The following is a 16,248-nucleotide window of genomic DNA, read 5'->3' as shown; positions in this document are numbered from 1 at the left end:
GATGCCGCAACGCCCCAACTTTCTGGTGATTCTGGCCGACGATCTCGGCTTCTCCGACATCGGCGCCTTCGGTGGCGAAATCGCCACGCCGAACCTCGACGCTCTGGCCAACAATGGCCTGCGCCTGACCGATTTCCACACCGCTCCGACCTGCTCGCCAACGCGTTCGATGCTGCTGACCGGCACCGACCACCACATCGCCGGCATCGGCACCATGGCCGAAGCGCTGACCCCGGAGCTGATCGGCAAACCGGGTTACGAAGGCTACCTCAACGACCGCGTTGTGGCCCTGCCCGAGCTGCTGCGCGAGGCCGGTTATCAAACCTTGATGAGCGGCAAATGGCACCTCGGCCTGACCGCTGAACTGGCGCCGCAGGCCCGCGGTTTCGAGCGTTCGTTCTCGCTGCTGCCGGGTGCGGCCAACCACTATGGTTTCGAGCCGACCTACGATGAACACACCCCTGGCCTGCTGAAATCGACTCCGGCGCTGTACATCGAAGACGACACCTTTGTCGACAAATTACCCAAGGATTTCTACTCGTCGGACGCCTTCGGCGACAAGCTGCTGCAGTACCTCAAGGAGCGCGATCAGAGCCGGCCATTCTTCGCCTACCTGCCCTTCTCCGCACCACACTGGCCATTGCAGGCACCGGCCGAGGTAGTCGAAAAATACCGTGGCCGTTACGACGCCGGGCCCGAAGTCTTGCGTCTGGAACGCCTGGAAAAACTCAAGGCGCTGGGGCTGATCGAGCCGGATGTCGAGCCGCATCCGCTGATTCAACTGAACACGCAATGGGCTGCGCTGAGCGCTGAGCAGCGACAGATTTCTGCGCGGGCCATGGAGGTCTACGCGGCCATGGTCGAGCGCATGGACTGGAACATCGGCCGGGTGGTCGATTACCTGCGCCAGCAGGGCCAACTCGATAACACCTTCATCCTGTTCATGTCCGATAACGGTGCCGAAGGCGCGCTGCTGGAAGCGTTCCCCAAGTTCGGCCCGGAACTGCTGACTTACCTCAATCAGCATTACGACAACAGCCTCGACAACATCGGCCGCGCCAATTCCTACGTCTGGTACGGGCCGAGCTGGGCACAGGTGGCGACGGCGCCGTCACGGCTGTTCAAGGCGTTCACCACCGAAGGCGGGATTCGCGTACCGGCGCTGCTGCACTATCCGCAACTGCCGATCAAAGGGCAGATCAGCCACGGCTTTGGCACGGTGATGGACATCACTCCGACGATTCTCGATCTGGCCGGCGTGCGCCATCCGGGCAAGCAATGGCACGGCAAACCGGTGGCGCCGCTGCGCGGTAAATCATGGCTGGGCTTTTTGTCCGGCGAGACGGCGCAGGTGCATGACGAGCACACCGTAACTGGCTGGGAATTGTTTGGTCGCCGGGCAATTCGTCAGGGCTCGTGGAAAGCGGTGTGGATCCCCGGGCCGGTGGGGCCGGCGACCTGGCAGCTTTACGACCTGAGCAGCGATCCGGGGGAGATTCATGATCTGGCGTCGAGTCAGCCGGACAAGCTCAACAGCTTGATCGGGCATTGGCAGCAGTATGTGGAGGAGACTGGTGTGATTCTCAGTGCTTCGCCGTTTCAGCCGGATTGAGGTTGTCTGACAAACCGCTATCGCGAGCAGGCTCACTCCTACAGTTGGAATGCGTTCCCCTGTGGGAGCGGGCTTGCTCGCGAAGAGGCCCGCAAATTCACCATCAAGCCTGAGCCGTACGCGCCTCCTCCGCTACCACTTCATCCCGACGAACAAACCGGTTCGCCCGCCCAAACGTGCCGAAATCATTGAACCGCACGCCCATCTCACGCATCACCTTATGCGCCACCGGCACGGTCAGCTGCCGGATGTAAAACGGTTCCTTCACCACAAAATGGTGAATCCCGTGGCTGCTGCCAAAGTTGAAGCAGAACGCCTGCAACGGCCACAGCCACCATGGGTTCAACACCTGGCATTGCTGCAGCACGTTGCCCGCCTCGATGTCGCCGTAGTAATGCATGTTCGAGCTGATGAAGTGCAGGCAAAAGGTGCGAAGCACGTTCGGGCCGATGATCACCACCGCCGCGATATCGATCACCTGCATTACCGACAGCGTGGTCGCCGACCATTCAATCGGCGAACCCATGAGGTAGGCAATGCCATTCGCCGCATGGAAGCCGAGAAACACATACCACGCGCCCCAATGCACCAGCGCCAGCGGCGCGTAGACCTTCAGGCTGCGTTTGATGATGCTGAATTTGTGCGCCCAGGTCTTGGCCCGCAGCATGCGGATGAACGCCGACATCACGTTGTCGCCGACCATCAGCAAGCGCGCAAGACCCCAAGGCTCGCCATTGGTGATCGCCCGCTCCTCCATGTCGGTTTCAGTGCCGGAGACCTTGTGGTGGTTGAGGTGCAGATGGCGGCGGATCCACGGATTGATCGTGCTCGGCCGCGCCAGCCACACCAAGCCCATCATCAGGTTGTGCGGCACGCGCTGCTTGCGGAAATACATGCTGTGGATCAGGTCGTGCTCCAGCTCGTGGGTCAGGGAGGCGAAAAACGCGTTGAACAACAGGCATACCCACCACGCCATGTGGCCAGTGATGTACAGCGTCGCCGAACCGATCATCCCGGCCAGAGCAAAGGCCAGAATCCCCGCACCGAGGGCGTCCTGGTGCTGCAGGATCGGGTAACGCTCGCGCAACTCGACGCCCTTGGCCAGCACCACTTCGCGAATATGCGCTGATCGCTGAGCAGCATTGTGTCGCTGGGGACTTGCAGAAGTACGGTCCATGCTTCCATTCTCTGGTTATTGATGTTCGCATCCTGCCCTGCGAACGCTTTATTGATGGTAGCCCTGAACGCCAACCTGTTGACCGGAAGCGCCAATCAGCATGAAGGAACCGACCTCGCTCGCCAGCTGGACCCGTGCCTTGCGCAAGCAACTCGATGCGCTGGGGCTGGACAGTCTCGGCCTGTGCCAACAGGCCGGACTCGATCCGCAGTTGATGGACGACCCGAACGCGCGCTATCCGTTGTCCGGCACCACGCGCCTGTGGCAACTGGCAGTGCAGTTCAGCGGGGATCCGGCGATCGGCCTGCGAGTGTCGCGCTTCGTTAGCCCGACCACGTTCCATGCGCTGGGTTATGCGCTGGTGGCCAGCGGCAGTCTGCGCGAAGTGTTCGAACGCATCGTGCGTTATCACCCGGTGGTCAGCGATGCGCTGGAACTGGAGTTGAGCCGCAGCGATGACCGCTATCTGTTTCGTCTGAAAATTCCGTCAGGCAATCCGGCGCCGGCCTTCGAAGCCATCGACGCGTTTGCCGCGATCTACGTACGCACCTGTCGTAATCGCCTCGGTCGCGATTACGCGCCGCTGGCGGTGTACCTGCGCCGACCGGAACCGTCCGATGCGCATCAATGGCACAAGGTGTTCCGCGCTCCGGTGCATTTCTCCTGCGCCGAAGATCGCCTGGAGTTTGCCCTCGCCGACTTCGACAGCCACCTCGACGACGCCAACCCGGAACTGGCCGAACACAACGAAGCGGTGCTCAAGCGCACCCTGGCCCAGCTCCAGCCGCTGACCTGGGAGCGCAAGGTGCGCGACGCTATCGAAGAGCAACTGCCTGAAGGCGAACCTAGCGCCGAACGCATCGCCCAGGCCTTGCACCTGAGCTTGCGCAGCCTGCAACGGCATCTGGCGGATGAGGGCTGTCGCTTCGACACGCTGCTCAACGAGAGCCGCGAAAACCTCGCGCTGCTGCACCTGCGCGATCCGCAGTGTTCGTTGAGTGAAGTCAGTTACCTGCTGGGGTTTGCCGACACCAGCAGCTTCAGCCGCGCGTTCAAGCGCTGGACGGGAATGACGCCGGGGCAGTTTCGCGACGGGTTGCGCTGACTGACCCCAGGGTTGGGTGGTCAGTTCCGACGTCTTCGCGAGCAGGCTCGCTCCCACATTTGGAATGCGTTTCACATGTGGGAGCGAGCCTGCTCGCGAAGGCGTCCTTCAATTCACCACAAAACCCAGCCCAAATACCGTGCCCTCCGCATCACTGCTCACCCGCACCCGCCCACCATGCAACAGCATGATCGACTGCACAATCGCCAGCCCCAGCCCACCGGAATCCCCAGGTTGCGCCCGTGAAGGGTCGACGCGATAGAAGCGGTCGAACAGTTTGCCCAGATGTTCTGGCGCAATCGCCGGGCCGTGGTTGTGTACCTGCAACCAGCACACACCCGGCTCATCGCGGCGGCGCAGGCTGATCAGCGTGCCTTCATCGGCGTGACGCACCGCGTTGGCCAGCAGATTACCGAGGGCGCGTTGCAGCAGTTGCTGGTCGGCCAGCAGTTCGCCGTGCAACCGGTTTTCCAGTCGCAACTGGCGGTCATCGGCCAGGGCCTCGAAGTAATCGCACAGCTCGCTGCCGACGCTGTGCAGATTCAGTGTTTGCAAGTCGAGCGCGCGCTCCGCCTGTTCGGCGCGGGCGAGGAACATCAGGTTCTCGGCCATGCGTTTGAGGCGTTCGAACTCTTCCATGTTCGACGCCAGCAGCTCCTGATACTCCGCCGTGCTGCGCGGGTGGTTCAGCGCCTGGCCGTTGCTGGCGAGCAAGGTGTGCAGCGGGGTGCGGATCTCGTGAGCCAGATCGGCAGAAAACTGCGACAGCCGCTGCACGCTGTCGTCCAGCCGCGCGAGCATGCCGTTGAGCGCCTGCACCGGTTCGAGCAGTTCGGCGGGGGTGCCACTGGCGGGCAGACGCTGATCGAGGCTGCGCAGATCAATGCCGCGCACCGCCGCGCTTAACTGGCGCAACGGTTGCAGACCACGGCGCAGCAAAACCAGGCCCAGCGCGAACGCCAGCAACGCGCCAAGCCCGACGGCCAGGTACAGGCGCAAGCGATAACTGGCGAGCATCTGTTCACGTTCGGTCAGTACCTTGCCCGCGATCACCGTCAGCGGTTCGCCGTTCGGCCCTTGGGCTTCACCGGACAACAGCGCCAGCTCAGCGCCGTCCGGCGCTTGCCAGGTCAGCACATCGCGACGCTGCGGCGTTTGCTCGCGTGCGATTGCGTTCAATGGCGGTAGGTCGCGCTGGCGCGGGTTGATCGCAATCACGTTCGAGCCATCGGCGCGCCGCACCAACAGCAGGCTGTCGAGGTTACCGAGCATGTTCTGATAGAGACGTGGCCGCGCCTGCAAGGCGCCGAGGCTGTCACTGTCGGCGAGCAAGGCGCGCACCTGCTCCAGACGGCCGAGCAACGCGAGGTCGTCGCGGTAGGCGATTTCCGAGTCGAGCGAGCGGTAGAGAAACACACCGATCGCACTCAACACCAACGCGCAAACCACGGCGAACGCCAGCGCCAGACGCCAGGCGATCGACCTAGACCGCATCGTCGGGCGCCTCCAGCTGATAGCCGACCCCGCGCACGGTGTGGATCAGTTTCGGCATGTACGGGTCATCGACCTTGGCCCGCAAGCGGCGCACTGCAACTTCGACCATGTTGGTGTCGCTGTCGAAATTCAGGTTCCACACCTGCGAGGCGATCAGCGTGCGCGACAGCACTTCGCCCTGACGGCTGGCGAGCAATTGCAGCAGAGCAAATTCCTTGTTGGTCAGGGCAATGCGCTGACCGCCGCGACTGACCCGACGCCGTAGCACGTCGATTTCCAGGTCGGCGATGCTGTAGGACTCGGCCTCGCGCAGCGGCCCACGCCGCAGCAGGGTGCGCACCCGCGCGAGCAATTCGGCGAAGGCGAAGGGTTTGAGCAGGTAATCATCGGCGCCGAGTTCGAGGCCGCGCACGCGGTCTTCGATGGCGTCCTTGGCGGTGAGGAACAGCACCGGCGTGGCGCCGCGCTGGCGGATCAGTTGCAGCAGCTGCCAGCCATTGAGGCCCGGCAGCATCACGTCGAGGATGATCAGGTCATATTCCTGCTGCTCGATGAAATAGCGCCCATCGAGACCATTGAGCGCCACGTCCACGGCAAAACCCGACTCGCCCAGGCCCTTGGCCAGGAAATTCGCGGTTTTGGCTTCATCTTCTACGACCAGCAAACGCATGGCACACCTCGATTGATCAGGCACACAGGCTAGGCGCCTTCGGCCCGATTGCCCATTACAAACTTGTAATCCGACTGACGGGGTTCTGACGAAGAGCGGCGGCTAAGGTGATGTCCTTCGCTTTCGGAGCCTGTTCATGACCGTCAAATACCTTGCAGCCAGCCTTGCCCTCGGCCTCAGCGTCAGTGTTTTCGCCGCCCCTGAACTGCCGCGCCACGCTGACCTCGATCTGAAAACCGCACGCCTGCTGGCCGACACCGCGTTGAGCAATTGCACCGCCACGGTGTCGGTACTCGACCGTGGCGGCAACTTGCTGGTAACCCTGCGCGGCGACGGCATCGGCCCGCACAACACCGCTGCCAGCCAGCGCAAGGCCTACACCGCGCTGTCGACGAAAACCCCGACCCGGCTGTTCGCCGAACGCGCCCGCAGCAATCCGGAAACCGCCAACCTCAACACCCTCGATGAGCTGCTGTTGCTCGGCGGCGGAATCCCGTTGTTCGCCGCGGATGAACTGGTCGGCGCCATGGGCGTGGCCGGTTCCGGCGGCGGCGAGCAGGACGAAAACTGTGCGATCAAGGCCGCCGAAAACGCCGGCCTGACCTTCACCCGTTCCCAATAAGGAGACTGACCATGACTACCCTGCGCATGACCTTCGCCGCACTCGGCCTGAGTGCCTTCTCCAGCCTGGCGCTGGCCGCCGGCAACCCGCTGAGCGTGCACGTGCTCAACCTGGAAAACGGCCTGCCCTCGCCGGGCGTCAACGTGACCCTGGAAAAACACGTCGGCCAGAACTGGCAGCCACTGGCCCAGGGCACCACCAACGAACAGGGGCGCATCGCCGAACTGTTCCCGGCCAAACAGCCTTTCGAGGCAGGCGAATACCGGGTGGTGTTCAAGACCGGCGAGTATTTCGAGAAGAACAAGCGCGAGACGTTTTTCCCGGAGATTCCGGTGATTTTCCAAGTGAAGCAGACTGACCAGCACTACCACATCCCGTTGCTGCTCAGCCCTTACGGCTTCTCGACCTATCGCGGCTCCTGAATCAACACAGATCAAAAAATGTGGGAGATTCTATGTTGCTCAGCAACCCTAGAATCTCAAACTGATCGGTATTCGCCCTGATTCTTCATCAGGGTGAATGCCACTCGGCAGAGCTTGCGAGCAAGAGCTACCAATGCCTGTGTTTTCGAGAAGCCTCTGGCCAAGTATGACTCGTAAAAAGGCTTCCACTTGGTTGAGCGACACGCCGCCATTGCGGCGTTGTAGGCTAATCGACGGATCTCCGGATCTCCTTTTTTGCTCAGGAACCTCGGGCCGTTCTTTTTCCCCGAATCGTCCACCGTCAGATCCATACCCAAAAACGCGATGAACGCGTCGCTGTTGGCAAAGTCACCGCGCATATAGGTCGTTGCCAACCCAGTCGCAGTCAGCTCTCCCACGCCCTCGATTGCTTTGCAGCGGTCAATATTGTCATCAATACCGGCCTCTTTGCTGACTTTGCGCAGCAGTTTTTGAATGACCTTGTCGGATCGCTCGAATGCCTTTTGCTGAGCCGTACGTTCTTTCTTCAGCAAGGGTTCGTCGGCCCAGCTCAACATCAGACCCGTATGGTTCTGAATCAGCGTCGCGCGTCTGTGCAGCAAGCTTTTCAGTACGGTGTAGGCTTTAGGAGGCGGGTTCCAAAGCCGCAGTTTGCTTTGTTCATTCGTCAGATAGCGTGCGAGCACGCGTGCATCGCAGGGATCATTTTTGGCTCGCTGACCGACACCGCGACGATAGTGGCTGACTCGATAAGCATCCACCACATAGACCTGATGTCCCATCGCATGAGCCAGATCAACAGTCTCCAAATGGTAGATATTGGTGGCTTCGACAGCGATAGCGCTTTGCGCGGGCAGAGTTTTGAGCCAACGTTTGAGGGCGGCACGATCATTCTTGACCGCTTCAATGGTTTCCAAGTCGGCGCGATAGACAACGATTTCGGCCTTGGCGATATCGATACCAACAACCGTCTGCGAAGTAAGGATTGTCATGACGAATCCTCGGAGCTAGGGTTTAAGAGCTTGTTGGGGTCTACCGTTGCGCTGGCTTGTCTCTATCGTCGGTTTACCGATGAATTCCTTATTGGCGCTTTGGGTAGAAGGGGCGGGACGAGAAGTCTCCCACGGTCTGTACTGGTCAGAGTCAGAATCGAGTCTGTAGTCCCGCCCACCCCTTCAAGTCTAAACATACAAGCGAGCCTGCTCGCGAAGGCGTCGGTTCACTCGACATCACCGTTGAATGACCCACCGCTTTCGCGAGCAGGCTCGCTCCCACAGGGGATCTCAGGTGCCCGTCAAATTGTGGCCAGCGCGCGCAATCGCTCGGCATCGAGAATCTCGATCTCGCCATACCCCAACCCGATAATCCCCTGCCCCTGCAGATCCTTGAGGATCTGGTTAGTGGTCTGCCGTGACAACGACAACATCGACGCCAGCTGTTCCTGCGGCAGTTGCAGGACCCGGCGTGGCGCATCGATTTCGCCGTAGCCCTCGGCGATCATCAGCAAGCGATGGGCCAGGCGTGCCGGGGCCGGCAGCAGGCTCAACTGTTCGAGATTGATAAAGGTCAGGCGCAGTTTGTGGCTCATCAGCAATGCCAGATGGCGCCAGTACACCGGCTGTTCGTCGAGGATTTTCAGCAGCGTGGCCTGCGGGATATTCAGCAGGCTGCACGGCCCGACCGCATACGCATCATGAGTGCGTGGCTGGCCGTCGAACAGGCAGATTTCGCCGAACCAGTGCGGCGCCTCCACCAGGCTCAGCAACGCCTCCTTGCCCTGCTCGCTCACCGCCCCGATCCGGATCGCCCCGTCGAGCACCGCATACAACCCGCACGGCGCATCGCCGCGCTGGAATAAACGCTGCCCCGCCGTCAGCCGCCGCTCCCGAGCCGCCGCCAGCAGACTATCCTGAAAGGATGCCGGCAGATGACTGAACCATTGCCCGGTCAGCAGCCGTGAACGCTTATCCATGATCACTCCCAATTGTCGCCTGCCTGACAGAGCGAACGCCGAACCCGAGGCATGCTGCACGCACCCTACAGGAGGAACAACAATGAAAAGCCTCGTCGACCATCTCAGTCAATATGCCGCCTACCACCGCGACCCGCGCAACATCGCCAGCCACTTTATCGGCATTCCGCTGATCGTGGTGGCGGTGGCGGTGTTGTTGTCGCGACCAGAATGGTCACTGGGCGGCTTGTGGATCTCTCCGGCGGTGCTGCTGGCGCTGGCGTCGGCATGGTTTTACCTGCGCCTGGAATTGAAGCTGGGCGTGCTGATGAACCTGTTGATGGGCCTTTCGGTCTGGGCCGGACATGCACTGGCGCAGCAGAGCACGATGGTCTGGCTCAGCAGCGGCTTGGCGATGTTTGTGATTGGCTGGGTGATCCAGTTTGTCGGGCACCATTACGAGGGGCGCAAACCGGCGTTTGTCGATGATGTCAGCGGGTTGATTGTCGGGCCGCTGTTTGTCGTGGCCGAAGTGGCGTTCCTGCTCGGCATGCGGCATGAGTTGAAAGAGCAGATCGAGGCGCGGGTGGGGGCGGTGCGGGTCAATCCGAATCGCGCGGCTGTGTAGAGCGCTTTCGCGAGCAGGCTCGCTCCCACATTTGGAATGTATTTCCCTGTGGGAGCGAGCCTGCTCGCGAAGCTTTTGATGTTAAAGACTGGCGACTTTCTGCCAGACCTTCGGCTTGAAGAACAGCGTTTCACCCTTGGCCAGACCAATCAGGCTGTCGTGGTCCTTCACCACTTCGGCCTCGATCAGATCCGTCTGCCCCTCCACCTTCAACGTCACTCGCGTGGTTGCGCCCAGCGGCCGGATATCGCGCACTTCAGCGGCGTGGTGATCTTCCAGCTCATGTCTGGACAACGACACTTCGTGCGGACGGAACAGCACATGGTTGTCGTCGCTGAGCAGCAAGCGGTTGGAGTCGCCGAGGAAGTGATAAACGAAATCGCTGGCCGGGTTTTCGTAGACGTCGCCCGGTGAGCCGATCTGCTCGATCACGCCCTTGTTCATCACCACGATGCGGTCGGCGACTTCCATCGCTTCTTCCTGGTCGTGGGTCACGAACACCGAAGTCAGGTTGATGTCTTCGTGCAGCCGCGCGAGCCAGCGACGCAGCTCTTTACGCACCTTGGCGTCGAGAGCGCCGAACGGCTCGTCGAGCAGCAGCACTTTCGGTTCAACCGCCAAGGCACGGGCCAGGGCGATACGCTGACGCTGACCGCCGGAGAGTTGCTCCGGGTAGCGATCCGACAGCCAGTCCAGCTGCACCATGTTCAGCAGTTCGTGGACCTTGGTCGCGATCTGGCTTTCGCTCGGGCGCTGGTTTTTCGGTTTCATGCGCAGGCCGAACGCGACGTTGTCGAATACCGTCATGTGGCGGAACAGCGCGTAGTGCTGGAACACGAAACCGACGTTGCGATCACGTACGTCGTGGCCGGAGACGTCTTCGCCGTGAAACACGATGTTGCCCTGATCCGGGGTTTCCAGGCCGGCGATGATCCGCAGCAGCGTGGTCTTGCCGCAGCCGGACGGGCCGAGCAGCGCCACCAGTTCACCGCTGTGGATGTCCAGGCTGATGTTGTCCAGCGCCTTGAACGCATTGAAATTCTTGCTGACGTTACGCACTTCGATCGACATGAATTATTCCTCCGCGGCGCTGGCGCGCAGGCGGTTGATACGGTTTTCGCTCCACTGCTTGAGCAGCAGGATGAAGAGCGCCAGGATCAGCAACAGGCTCGCCACGGCGAACGCGGCCACGTGGTTGTATTCGTTGTAGAGGATCTCGACGTGCAGCGGCAAGGTGTTGGTCACCCCGCGAATGTGCCCGGAAACCACCGACACCGCACCGAACTCACCCATGGCCCGCGCGGTACACAGCACCACGCCATAGATCAGACCCCACTTTATGTTGGGGACGGTGACATGCCAGAACATCTGCCAGCCATTAGCGCCGAGCAGGCGCGCGGCTTCTTCTTCCTGCGTGCCTTGTTCCTGCATCAGCGGGATCAGTTCGCGGGCCACGAACGGCACGGTGACGAAGATCGTCGCCAGCACGATGCCCGGCAGGGCGAAGACGATCTGGATGTCATGATCCTGCAGCCAAGGCCCGAACAGGCCCTGAGCGCCGAACATCAGCACGTAGACCAGACCTGCGATCACCGGCGACACCGAGAACGGCAGGTCGATCAGCGTCACCAGCATGCTCTTGCCACGGAACGAATACTTGCTCACGCACCACGCGGCGCTGACGCCGAACACCAGGTTCAGCGGCACCGAAATCAGCACGGCGATCACCGTGAGTTTCAGTGCCGACAAGGCGTCCGGTTCAAAGATCGCGGTGAAGAACGCGCCGAGGCCGTTCTTCAAACCTTGCGACACCACGATGAACAGCGGCAGTACCAGAAACAGGAAAAAAATCAGCCAGCCGAGACCGATCAGCACGCGCCGTGAAGTAGCACTGCCACGGCGTGCAGCGTTGGCCGAGGACGCGGCCGCAATAGACGATTGGGACATGGTTCGCGCCTCCTTATGGGGTTTCGATGCGCCGCTGCAGCAAGTTGATCAGCAGCAACAGGACGAAGGAAACCACCAGCATCAGCACGCCGATGGAAGTGGCGCCGGTGTAATCGTATTGATCGAGCTTGACCATGATCAGCAGCGGCAGGATCTCGGTTTTCATCGGCATGTTGCCGGCGATGAAAATCACCGAGCCGTACTCACCGACACCGCGGGCAAAGGCCAGGGCAAATCCGGTCAGCCAGGCGGGCAACAGCGCTGGCAGGAGGATATGGCGGAACACCTGCAAAGGTTTCGCGCCAAGGCAGGCAGCGGCCTCTTCGACTTCACGGGGAATGTCAGCCAGTACCGGCTGCACCGTGCGCACCACGAACGGCAGGGTGACGAAAGTCAGCGCGAGGGTGATGCCCAGCGGGGTGTAGGCGATCTTGAAACCGAGGTCGGCAGCAAACTGGCCGACCAGACCGGTCGGGGTGTACAGCGCGGTCAGGGCGATACCGGCCACCGCCGTCGGCAGGGCGAACGGCAGGTCGATCATCGCGTCGATCACCTTGCGCCCGGGGAAGGTGTAGCGCACCAGCACCCAGGCCAATAGCGTACCGATGATGCCGTTGATGATCGCCGCACACAGCGCGGTGCCAAAGCTCAGCTTCAAGGCTGCCAGTACGCGTGGCGCGGTGATGATCGTCCAGAACTGATCCCAGGTGAGTTGGGCGGCGTGGACGAACATCGCCGCCAGCGGGATAAGCACAATCAGGCTGAGGTACACCAAGGTGTAGCCCAGCGTCAGCCCGAAGCCGGGTATGACGGGGGAGATACGACGCGACATAAAAGTCCTTGGTTGAAAACGCATCAATGTGGGAGCGGGCTTGCTCGCGAAGAGGCCCTATCATTCAACATTCAAGTCGTCTGACACACCGTCTTCGCGAGCAAGCCCGCTCCCACATGGTTTAGTGCCCGAGCATCAGGCTCATTGTGGGTCAGATTACTGCGCCTGATAGATCTGGTCGAACACGCCACCGTCGTTGAAGAATTTCGGCTGGGCGGATTTCCAGCCGCCGAAGTCCTTGTCGATGGTCACCAGTTCCAGTTTCGGGAACTGCTGGGCGTACTTCGCCGCCACGTCCTTGTCGCGTGGACGGTAGAAGTTCTTCGCGGCGATCTCCTGACCGGCCGGGCTGTACAGGTGCTTCAAGTAAGCTTCGGCAATCTGTTCGTTGCCCTTTTTCTCGGCGTTCTTGTCGACCACCGCCACCGGTGGCTCGGCCAGAATCGACAGCGACGGCACGACGATGTCGAACTTGTCAGCGCCGCCGTCTTCTTTCAACGCCAGGAACGCTTCGTTTTCCCAGGCCAGCAACACGTCACCCTGACCGTTGTTGACGAAGGTGATGGTCGAGCCACGAGCGCCGGTGTCCAGCACAGGCACGTGCTTGAACAGGGTCTGTACGTATTCTTTGGCTTTTTCTTCGCTGCCGCCGTTGGCTTTCAGGCCATAGGCCCACGCGGCGAGAAAGTTCCAGCGTGCACCACCGGAGGTTTTCGGGTTCGGGGTGATCACCGAGACGTCGTTCTTGACCAGGTCGCCCCAGTCCTTGATGCCTTTCGGGTTGCCCTTGCGCACCAGGAACACGATGGTTGAGGTGTACGGGGTGCTGGCGTCCGGCAGACGCTTCTGCCAGTCGGCCGGCAGGGTCTTGCCGAGCTTGGCGATTTCGTCGATGTCGCCGGCCAGTGCCAGGGTCACGACGTCGGCGCGCAGACCGTCGATCACCGCGCGGCCCTGCTTGCCCGAACCGCCGTGAGATTGCTGGATTTTCACGGTGTCGCCGGCATGATCCTTCTGCCAGAACTTGATGAATTCGGCGTTGTAGTCCTGATACAGCTCGCGCGTCGGGTCATACGACACGTTGAGTAGTTCGTAATCCTTGGCAACCGCGGAACCGGCAAACACAGCGCTGGCCAGGGCGGCCAAAGCGTAACGGCGAATCGACGACATGGTGAAAGCTCCTGGAATTCTTGGTGGTGGCTTTTTCTTATGTGTTGCTGGAATCGGGTTGCTCATTCAAAGATCGCCGCCTGCGCCAGCGCTTGCGCACAGCCCCCTGCAAAAGCTGGCGCAGGCTGCGATCTTTTTCAGCTCGGCTTGTTACCCGGCTGCTGCAAACGGAATTTCTCTTTGCGTTCGATCTGCACGACCTGGGCGTTGTGCACAGTGATCTCCACCGCGCCAAACCGCAGATCGCGCAGGGCGCTCTGGATTTCACGCAAGATGGTGGTTTCGTCCTGACCGTCAACGCTGCGAAGGGATGCGCTCATGGTGCTGCTCCTTTGAATGGGATGTGCCTGGCAGTGGGCGGCACTGCGTTCGGCGTGGGAGCAATATAAGAGAGGCGCAGATATTCTTAAAAAGACTATTTAAGAATGTTTATATAACTAGAAAACATTATCTGACGGGGCAAGGGTTTGCGCGGTGTTCAACGAGTTTGAAGCCTGTATGAAACCTTGTAGTGAGGGATTCATCCCCGATGGACTGCGTAGCAGTCCCTGTTTTTCAGGGCCGCTGCGCGACCCATCGGGGATGAATCCCCTCACCACAGGTTTTTGTGTCAGCCATGACAGGACTGTTAACCGATAACAGGGGCTTTCGCCCAATCAATCTCCCCCGCCGACACCGGCCGCCCAAACCAGTACCCCTGCCCCAGATCACATTCCTGCTCCAGCAGAAACGCCGCCTGCTCGGCCTGCTCGATGCCTTCGGCATGCACCTGCATGCCCATGCTGCGAGCCAGGGCGACGATCACGCGAACGATGGCTGCGTCGTCCTCGTCCCACGGCAGACCGGCGACAAAACCCTGATCGATCTTGAGCTTCTGCACCGGCAAGCGCTTGAGCCGCAACAACGACGAGTACCCAGTGCCAAAGTCATCGATGGCCAAGCGAATGCCCAATTCACGCAAGCGATGCATCTGCTCCAGCGCCACTTCCGGGTCATCCATCACCGCGCTTTCGGTGACTTCCAGCTCCAGATACGCCGGATCCAGCCCGGTCTCGTGCAGCACCTGCGCCACCTGCTGATACAGCTCACGCCGGGCAAACAGGCGCGACGACACATTCACCGCGACAAACGACAACACAATCCCGGCCTGCTGCCATTGACACATCTGCGAACACGCCTGGCGCATCACCCAGGCGTCGATCTCGGCAATCAGCCCGGTGCGTTCGGCAATCGGAATGAATTCCGCCGGCGACACCAACCCCCGCTGTGGGTGCTGCCAGCGCACCAGCGCTTCGACGCCGATCAGGCGACTGCTGCGCAAATCGTGAACCGGTTGGTAATAGACCCGCAGCTCCTGTTGCTCCAGCGCGCGACGCAGCTCGAAGGCAATCTCGACCCGTTGCTGCGCATGGGCGGTCAACTCTTCGGTGTACAGCGCGTAGCCGTTGCGGCCGCTGCTCTTGGCCTTGAACAGCGCGGCGTCGGCGTTGCGCAGCAATTGATCGGCACTCAACGCGTCGCTGGGGAACAGGCTGATACCGATACTGGCGTTGATGAACAGCTGGTGCCGCTCGATGCTGAACGGTTCCTTCAGTGCATCGAGAATGCGCTGGGCCAGCGCCGCTGCCTGAACCAGTTGTGGACAACTTTCCGCCAGCACCGCGAATTCGTCACCGCCGAGCCGTGCCAGGGTGATTCCGGGGCCGAACAGGTCCTGCAGGCGCGCCGCCACCGCTTTGAGCAGGCGATCGCCGACGTTGTGCCCGAGGCTGTCGTTGATCATCTTGAAGTGATCCAGATCGATCATCAGCAGGGCGCAGCCACGCTTGTGGATCTGCGCCGAGGCCAGCGCCTGCTCGGCGCGGTCGCTGAACAACAGGCGATTCGGCAGGTCGGTCAGCGGATCGTGGTGGGCAAGGTGCTTGAGTTCGTGTTCGGAGTCCTTGATCGCACTGATGTCGGAAAACACCGCCACGTAGTGGCTGAGCCGGCCCTGATCATCGTGAATCACGCGGATGGTCTGCCACTGTGGATAAATCTCGCCGCTCTTGCGTCGGTTCCAGATCTCACCGCTCCATTCGCCCTCGCTCTCCAGCGTGGCGAACATCGCCTGGTAAAAGCCCGGCGGATGGTGGCCGGACTTGAACAGGCTTGGCTGATGGCCGAGAACTTCGTCGTACTGGTAGCCGGTGATTTCCATGAACGCACGGTTGACGTGCACGATCAGGCCCTGACGGTTGGTGACCAGCACCCCTTCGCGGGTGCAATCGAACACGGCTGCCGCCTGACGCAAGCGTTCACGGTCAGACTGACGCTCGCGTAGCCGCGCACCAATGCCGAGAAATTCGCACAATCTGGCCCGTGCCAGGAAAATCAGGCCAGCGCTGACGGCAGCCCAGACGTAACCGTTGATCAGTTGCCATCGCTGCAGATCGACAGACTCATCAAAGAAACTGTTCAATAAGTAACCAGTTCCCTGCAGCCAGACCACGGCAAGCAACAGGTAAAGCAGCGCTGCACGCAAGGCATCGCGGTAAGTGGCAGGCATTCGGCTGTCCATGTCCCTACAAAAAAGGTTGGAATTATAGGTCAAGAAACATCCAGCGACTCTTATCTGA

General features: G+C 60.9%; 16 protein-coding genes. 5 read left to right on the top strand and 11 right to left on the bottom strand.

Features of this window, described 5'->3' with window-relative positions; translation table 11 throughout:
* The first annotated feature begins 1 nt into the window (after position 1).
* Positions 2 to 1,612, top strand: coding sequence for an arylsulfatase (locus tag ACOYXG_RS00380; RefSeq protein WP_460355247.1), 1,611 nt, complete (start codon positions 2 to 4; stop codon positions 1,610 to 1,612).
* 103 nt (positions 1,613 to 1,715) lie between these two features.
* Here the strand turns inward: ACOYXG_RS00380 and ACOYXG_RS00375 are convergent, their stop codons facing one another.
* Positions 1,716 to 2,789, bottom strand: a complete 1,074-nt coding sequence (locus ACOYXG_RS00375; protein ID WP_460355244.1) for a fatty acid desaturase — start codon at positions 2,787 to 2,789, stop codon at positions 1,716 to 1,718.
* 100 nt (positions 2,790 to 2,889) lie between these two features.
* Here ACOYXG_RS00375 and ACOYXG_RS00370 point away from each other — a divergent pair, with 100 nt between their 5' ends.
* Positions 2,890 to 3,894, top strand: coding sequence for an AraC family transcriptional regulator (locus ACOYXG_RS00370; RefSeq protein ID WP_027611155.1), 1,005 nt, complete (start codon positions 2,890 to 2,892; stop codon positions 3,892 to 3,894).
* A gap of 108 nt (positions 3,895 to 4,002) precedes the next feature.
* On the opposite strand, the gene ACOYXG_RS00365 is transcribed toward ACOYXG_RS00370, so the two are convergent.
* Positions 4,003 to 5,388 (bottom strand): heavy metal sensor histidine kinase, encoded by a 1,386-nt coding sequence (locus tag ACOYXG_RS00365; protein WP_460355240.1) that lies wholly within the window; start codon positions 5,386 to 5,388, stop codon positions 4,003 to 4,005.
* The gene (locus ACOYXG_RS00360) at positions 5,378 to 6,058 is read right to left on the bottom strand and encodes a heavy metal response regulator transcription factor (RefSeq protein WP_027611153.1); all 681 of its coding nucleotides are present in this window, start codon (positions 6,056 to 6,058) and stop codon (positions 5,378 to 5,380) included. Before ACOYXG_RS00360 ends, ACOYXG_RS00365 begins: the two co-directional genes overlap by 11 nt.
* 136 nt (positions 6,059 to 6,194) lie before the next feature.
* On the opposite strand from ACOYXG_RS00360, the gene ACOYXG_RS00355 reads away from it, so the two are divergent.
* Together ACOYXG_RS00355 and uraH are read left to right on the top strand one after the other, a co-directional pair.
* On the top strand, positions 6,195 to 6,680 hold the full coding sequence (locus tag ACOYXG_RS00355; protein WP_150369373.1) for a GlcG/HbpS family heme-binding protein: 486 nt from the start codon (positions 6,195 to 6,197) through the stop codon (positions 6,678 to 6,680).
* Between the two features lie 11 nt (positions 6,681 to 6,691).
* Positions 6,692 to 7,102, top strand: coding sequence for a hydroxyisourate hydrolase (gene uraH, locus ACOYXG_RS00350; RefSeq protein ID WP_097086822.1), 411 nt, complete (start codon positions 6,692 to 6,694; stop codon positions 7,100 to 7,102).
* 56 nt (positions 7,103 to 7,158) lie between these two features.
* Here the strand turns inward: uraH and ACOYXG_RS00345 are convergent, their stop codons facing one another.
* A complete protein-coding gene (locus ACOYXG_RS00345; RefSeq protein ID WP_103369841.1) occupies positions 7,159 to 8,094 on the bottom strand; it encodes an IS110 family transposase in 936 nt (311 codons plus the stop codon).
* A gap of 302 nt (positions 8,095 to 8,396) precedes the next feature.
* Complete coding sequence (locus ACOYXG_RS00340) at positions 8,397 to 9,074, bottom strand: Crp/Fnr family transcriptional regulator (protein ID WP_150369371.1); 678 nt, start codon at positions 9,072 to 9,074, stop codon at positions 8,397 to 8,399.
* 82 nt (positions 9,075 to 9,156) lie between these two features.
* Between ACOYXG_RS00340 and ACOYXG_RS00335 the strand changes: the two genes are divergently transcribed.
* Positions 9,157 to 9,681: an Mpo1 family 2-hydroxy fatty acid dioxygenase gene (locus tag ACOYXG_RS00335; protein WP_115988478.1), complete on the top strand. Its 525-nt coding sequence runs from the start codon at positions 9,157 to 9,159 to the stop codon at positions 9,679 to 9,681.
* A gap of 81 nt (positions 9,682 to 9,762) precedes the next feature.
* Here the strand turns inward: ACOYXG_RS00335 and ACOYXG_RS00330 are convergent, their stop codons facing one another.
* The 6 genes from ACOYXG_RS00330 to dibA all read right to left on the bottom strand — a co-directional run bounded on the left by ACOYXG_RS00330 (position 9,763) and on the right by dibA (position 16,178).
* Positions 9,763 to 10,752 (bottom strand): sulfate/molybdate ABC transporter ATP-binding protein, encoded by a 990-nt coding sequence (locus ACOYXG_RS00330; RefSeq protein ID WP_115988479.1) that lies wholly within the window; start codon positions 10,750 to 10,752, stop codon positions 9,763 to 9,765.
* A gap of 3 nt (positions 10,753 to 10,755) precedes the next feature.
* Positions 10,756 to 11,628 carry a sulfate ABC transporter permease subunit CysW gene (cysW, locus tag ACOYXG_RS00325; protein WP_003220512.1) on the bottom strand — a complete coding sequence of 291 codons (873 nt, stop codon included), beginning with the start codon at positions 11,626 to 11,628 and terminating at the stop codon, positions 10,756 to 10,758.
* A gap of 13 nt (positions 11,629 to 11,641) precedes the next feature.
* Positions 11,642 to 12,460, bottom strand: coding sequence for a sulfate ABC transporter permease subunit CysT (gene cysT, locus ACOYXG_RS00320; RefSeq protein WP_027611147.1), 819 nt, complete (start codon positions 12,458 to 12,460; stop codon positions 11,642 to 11,644).
* Positions 12,461 to 12,616: 156 nt separating this feature from the next.
* Positions 12,617 to 13,630: a sulfate ABC transporter substrate-binding protein gene (locus ACOYXG_RS00315; protein ID WP_027611146.1), complete on the bottom strand. Its 1,014-nt coding sequence runs from the start codon at positions 13,628 to 13,630 to the stop codon at positions 12,617 to 12,619.
* A 137-nt stretch (positions 13,631 to 13,767) separates the two neighbouring features.
* Positions 13,768 to 13,950 (bottom strand): sulfur starvation response protein OscA, encoded by a 183-nt coding sequence (gene oscA / locus ACOYXG_RS00310; RefSeq protein WP_003220508.1) that lies wholly within the window; start codon positions 13,948 to 13,950, stop codon positions 13,768 to 13,770.
* Positions 13,951 to 14,258: 308 nt separating this feature from the next.
* Positions 14,259 to 16,178 carry a phosphodiesterase DibA gene (gene dibA / locus ACOYXG_RS00305; protein ID WP_097086819.1) on the bottom strand — a complete coding sequence of 640 codons (1,920 nt, stop codon included), beginning with the start codon at positions 16,176 to 16,178 and terminating at the stop codon, positions 14,259 to 14,261.
* Positions 16,179 to 16,248: the final 70 nt, after the last annotated feature.

This window comes from Pseudomonas sp. G3-39 (assembly GCF_054790485.1).
This window is presented reverse-complemented; position numbering and strand designations above follow the sequence as displayed.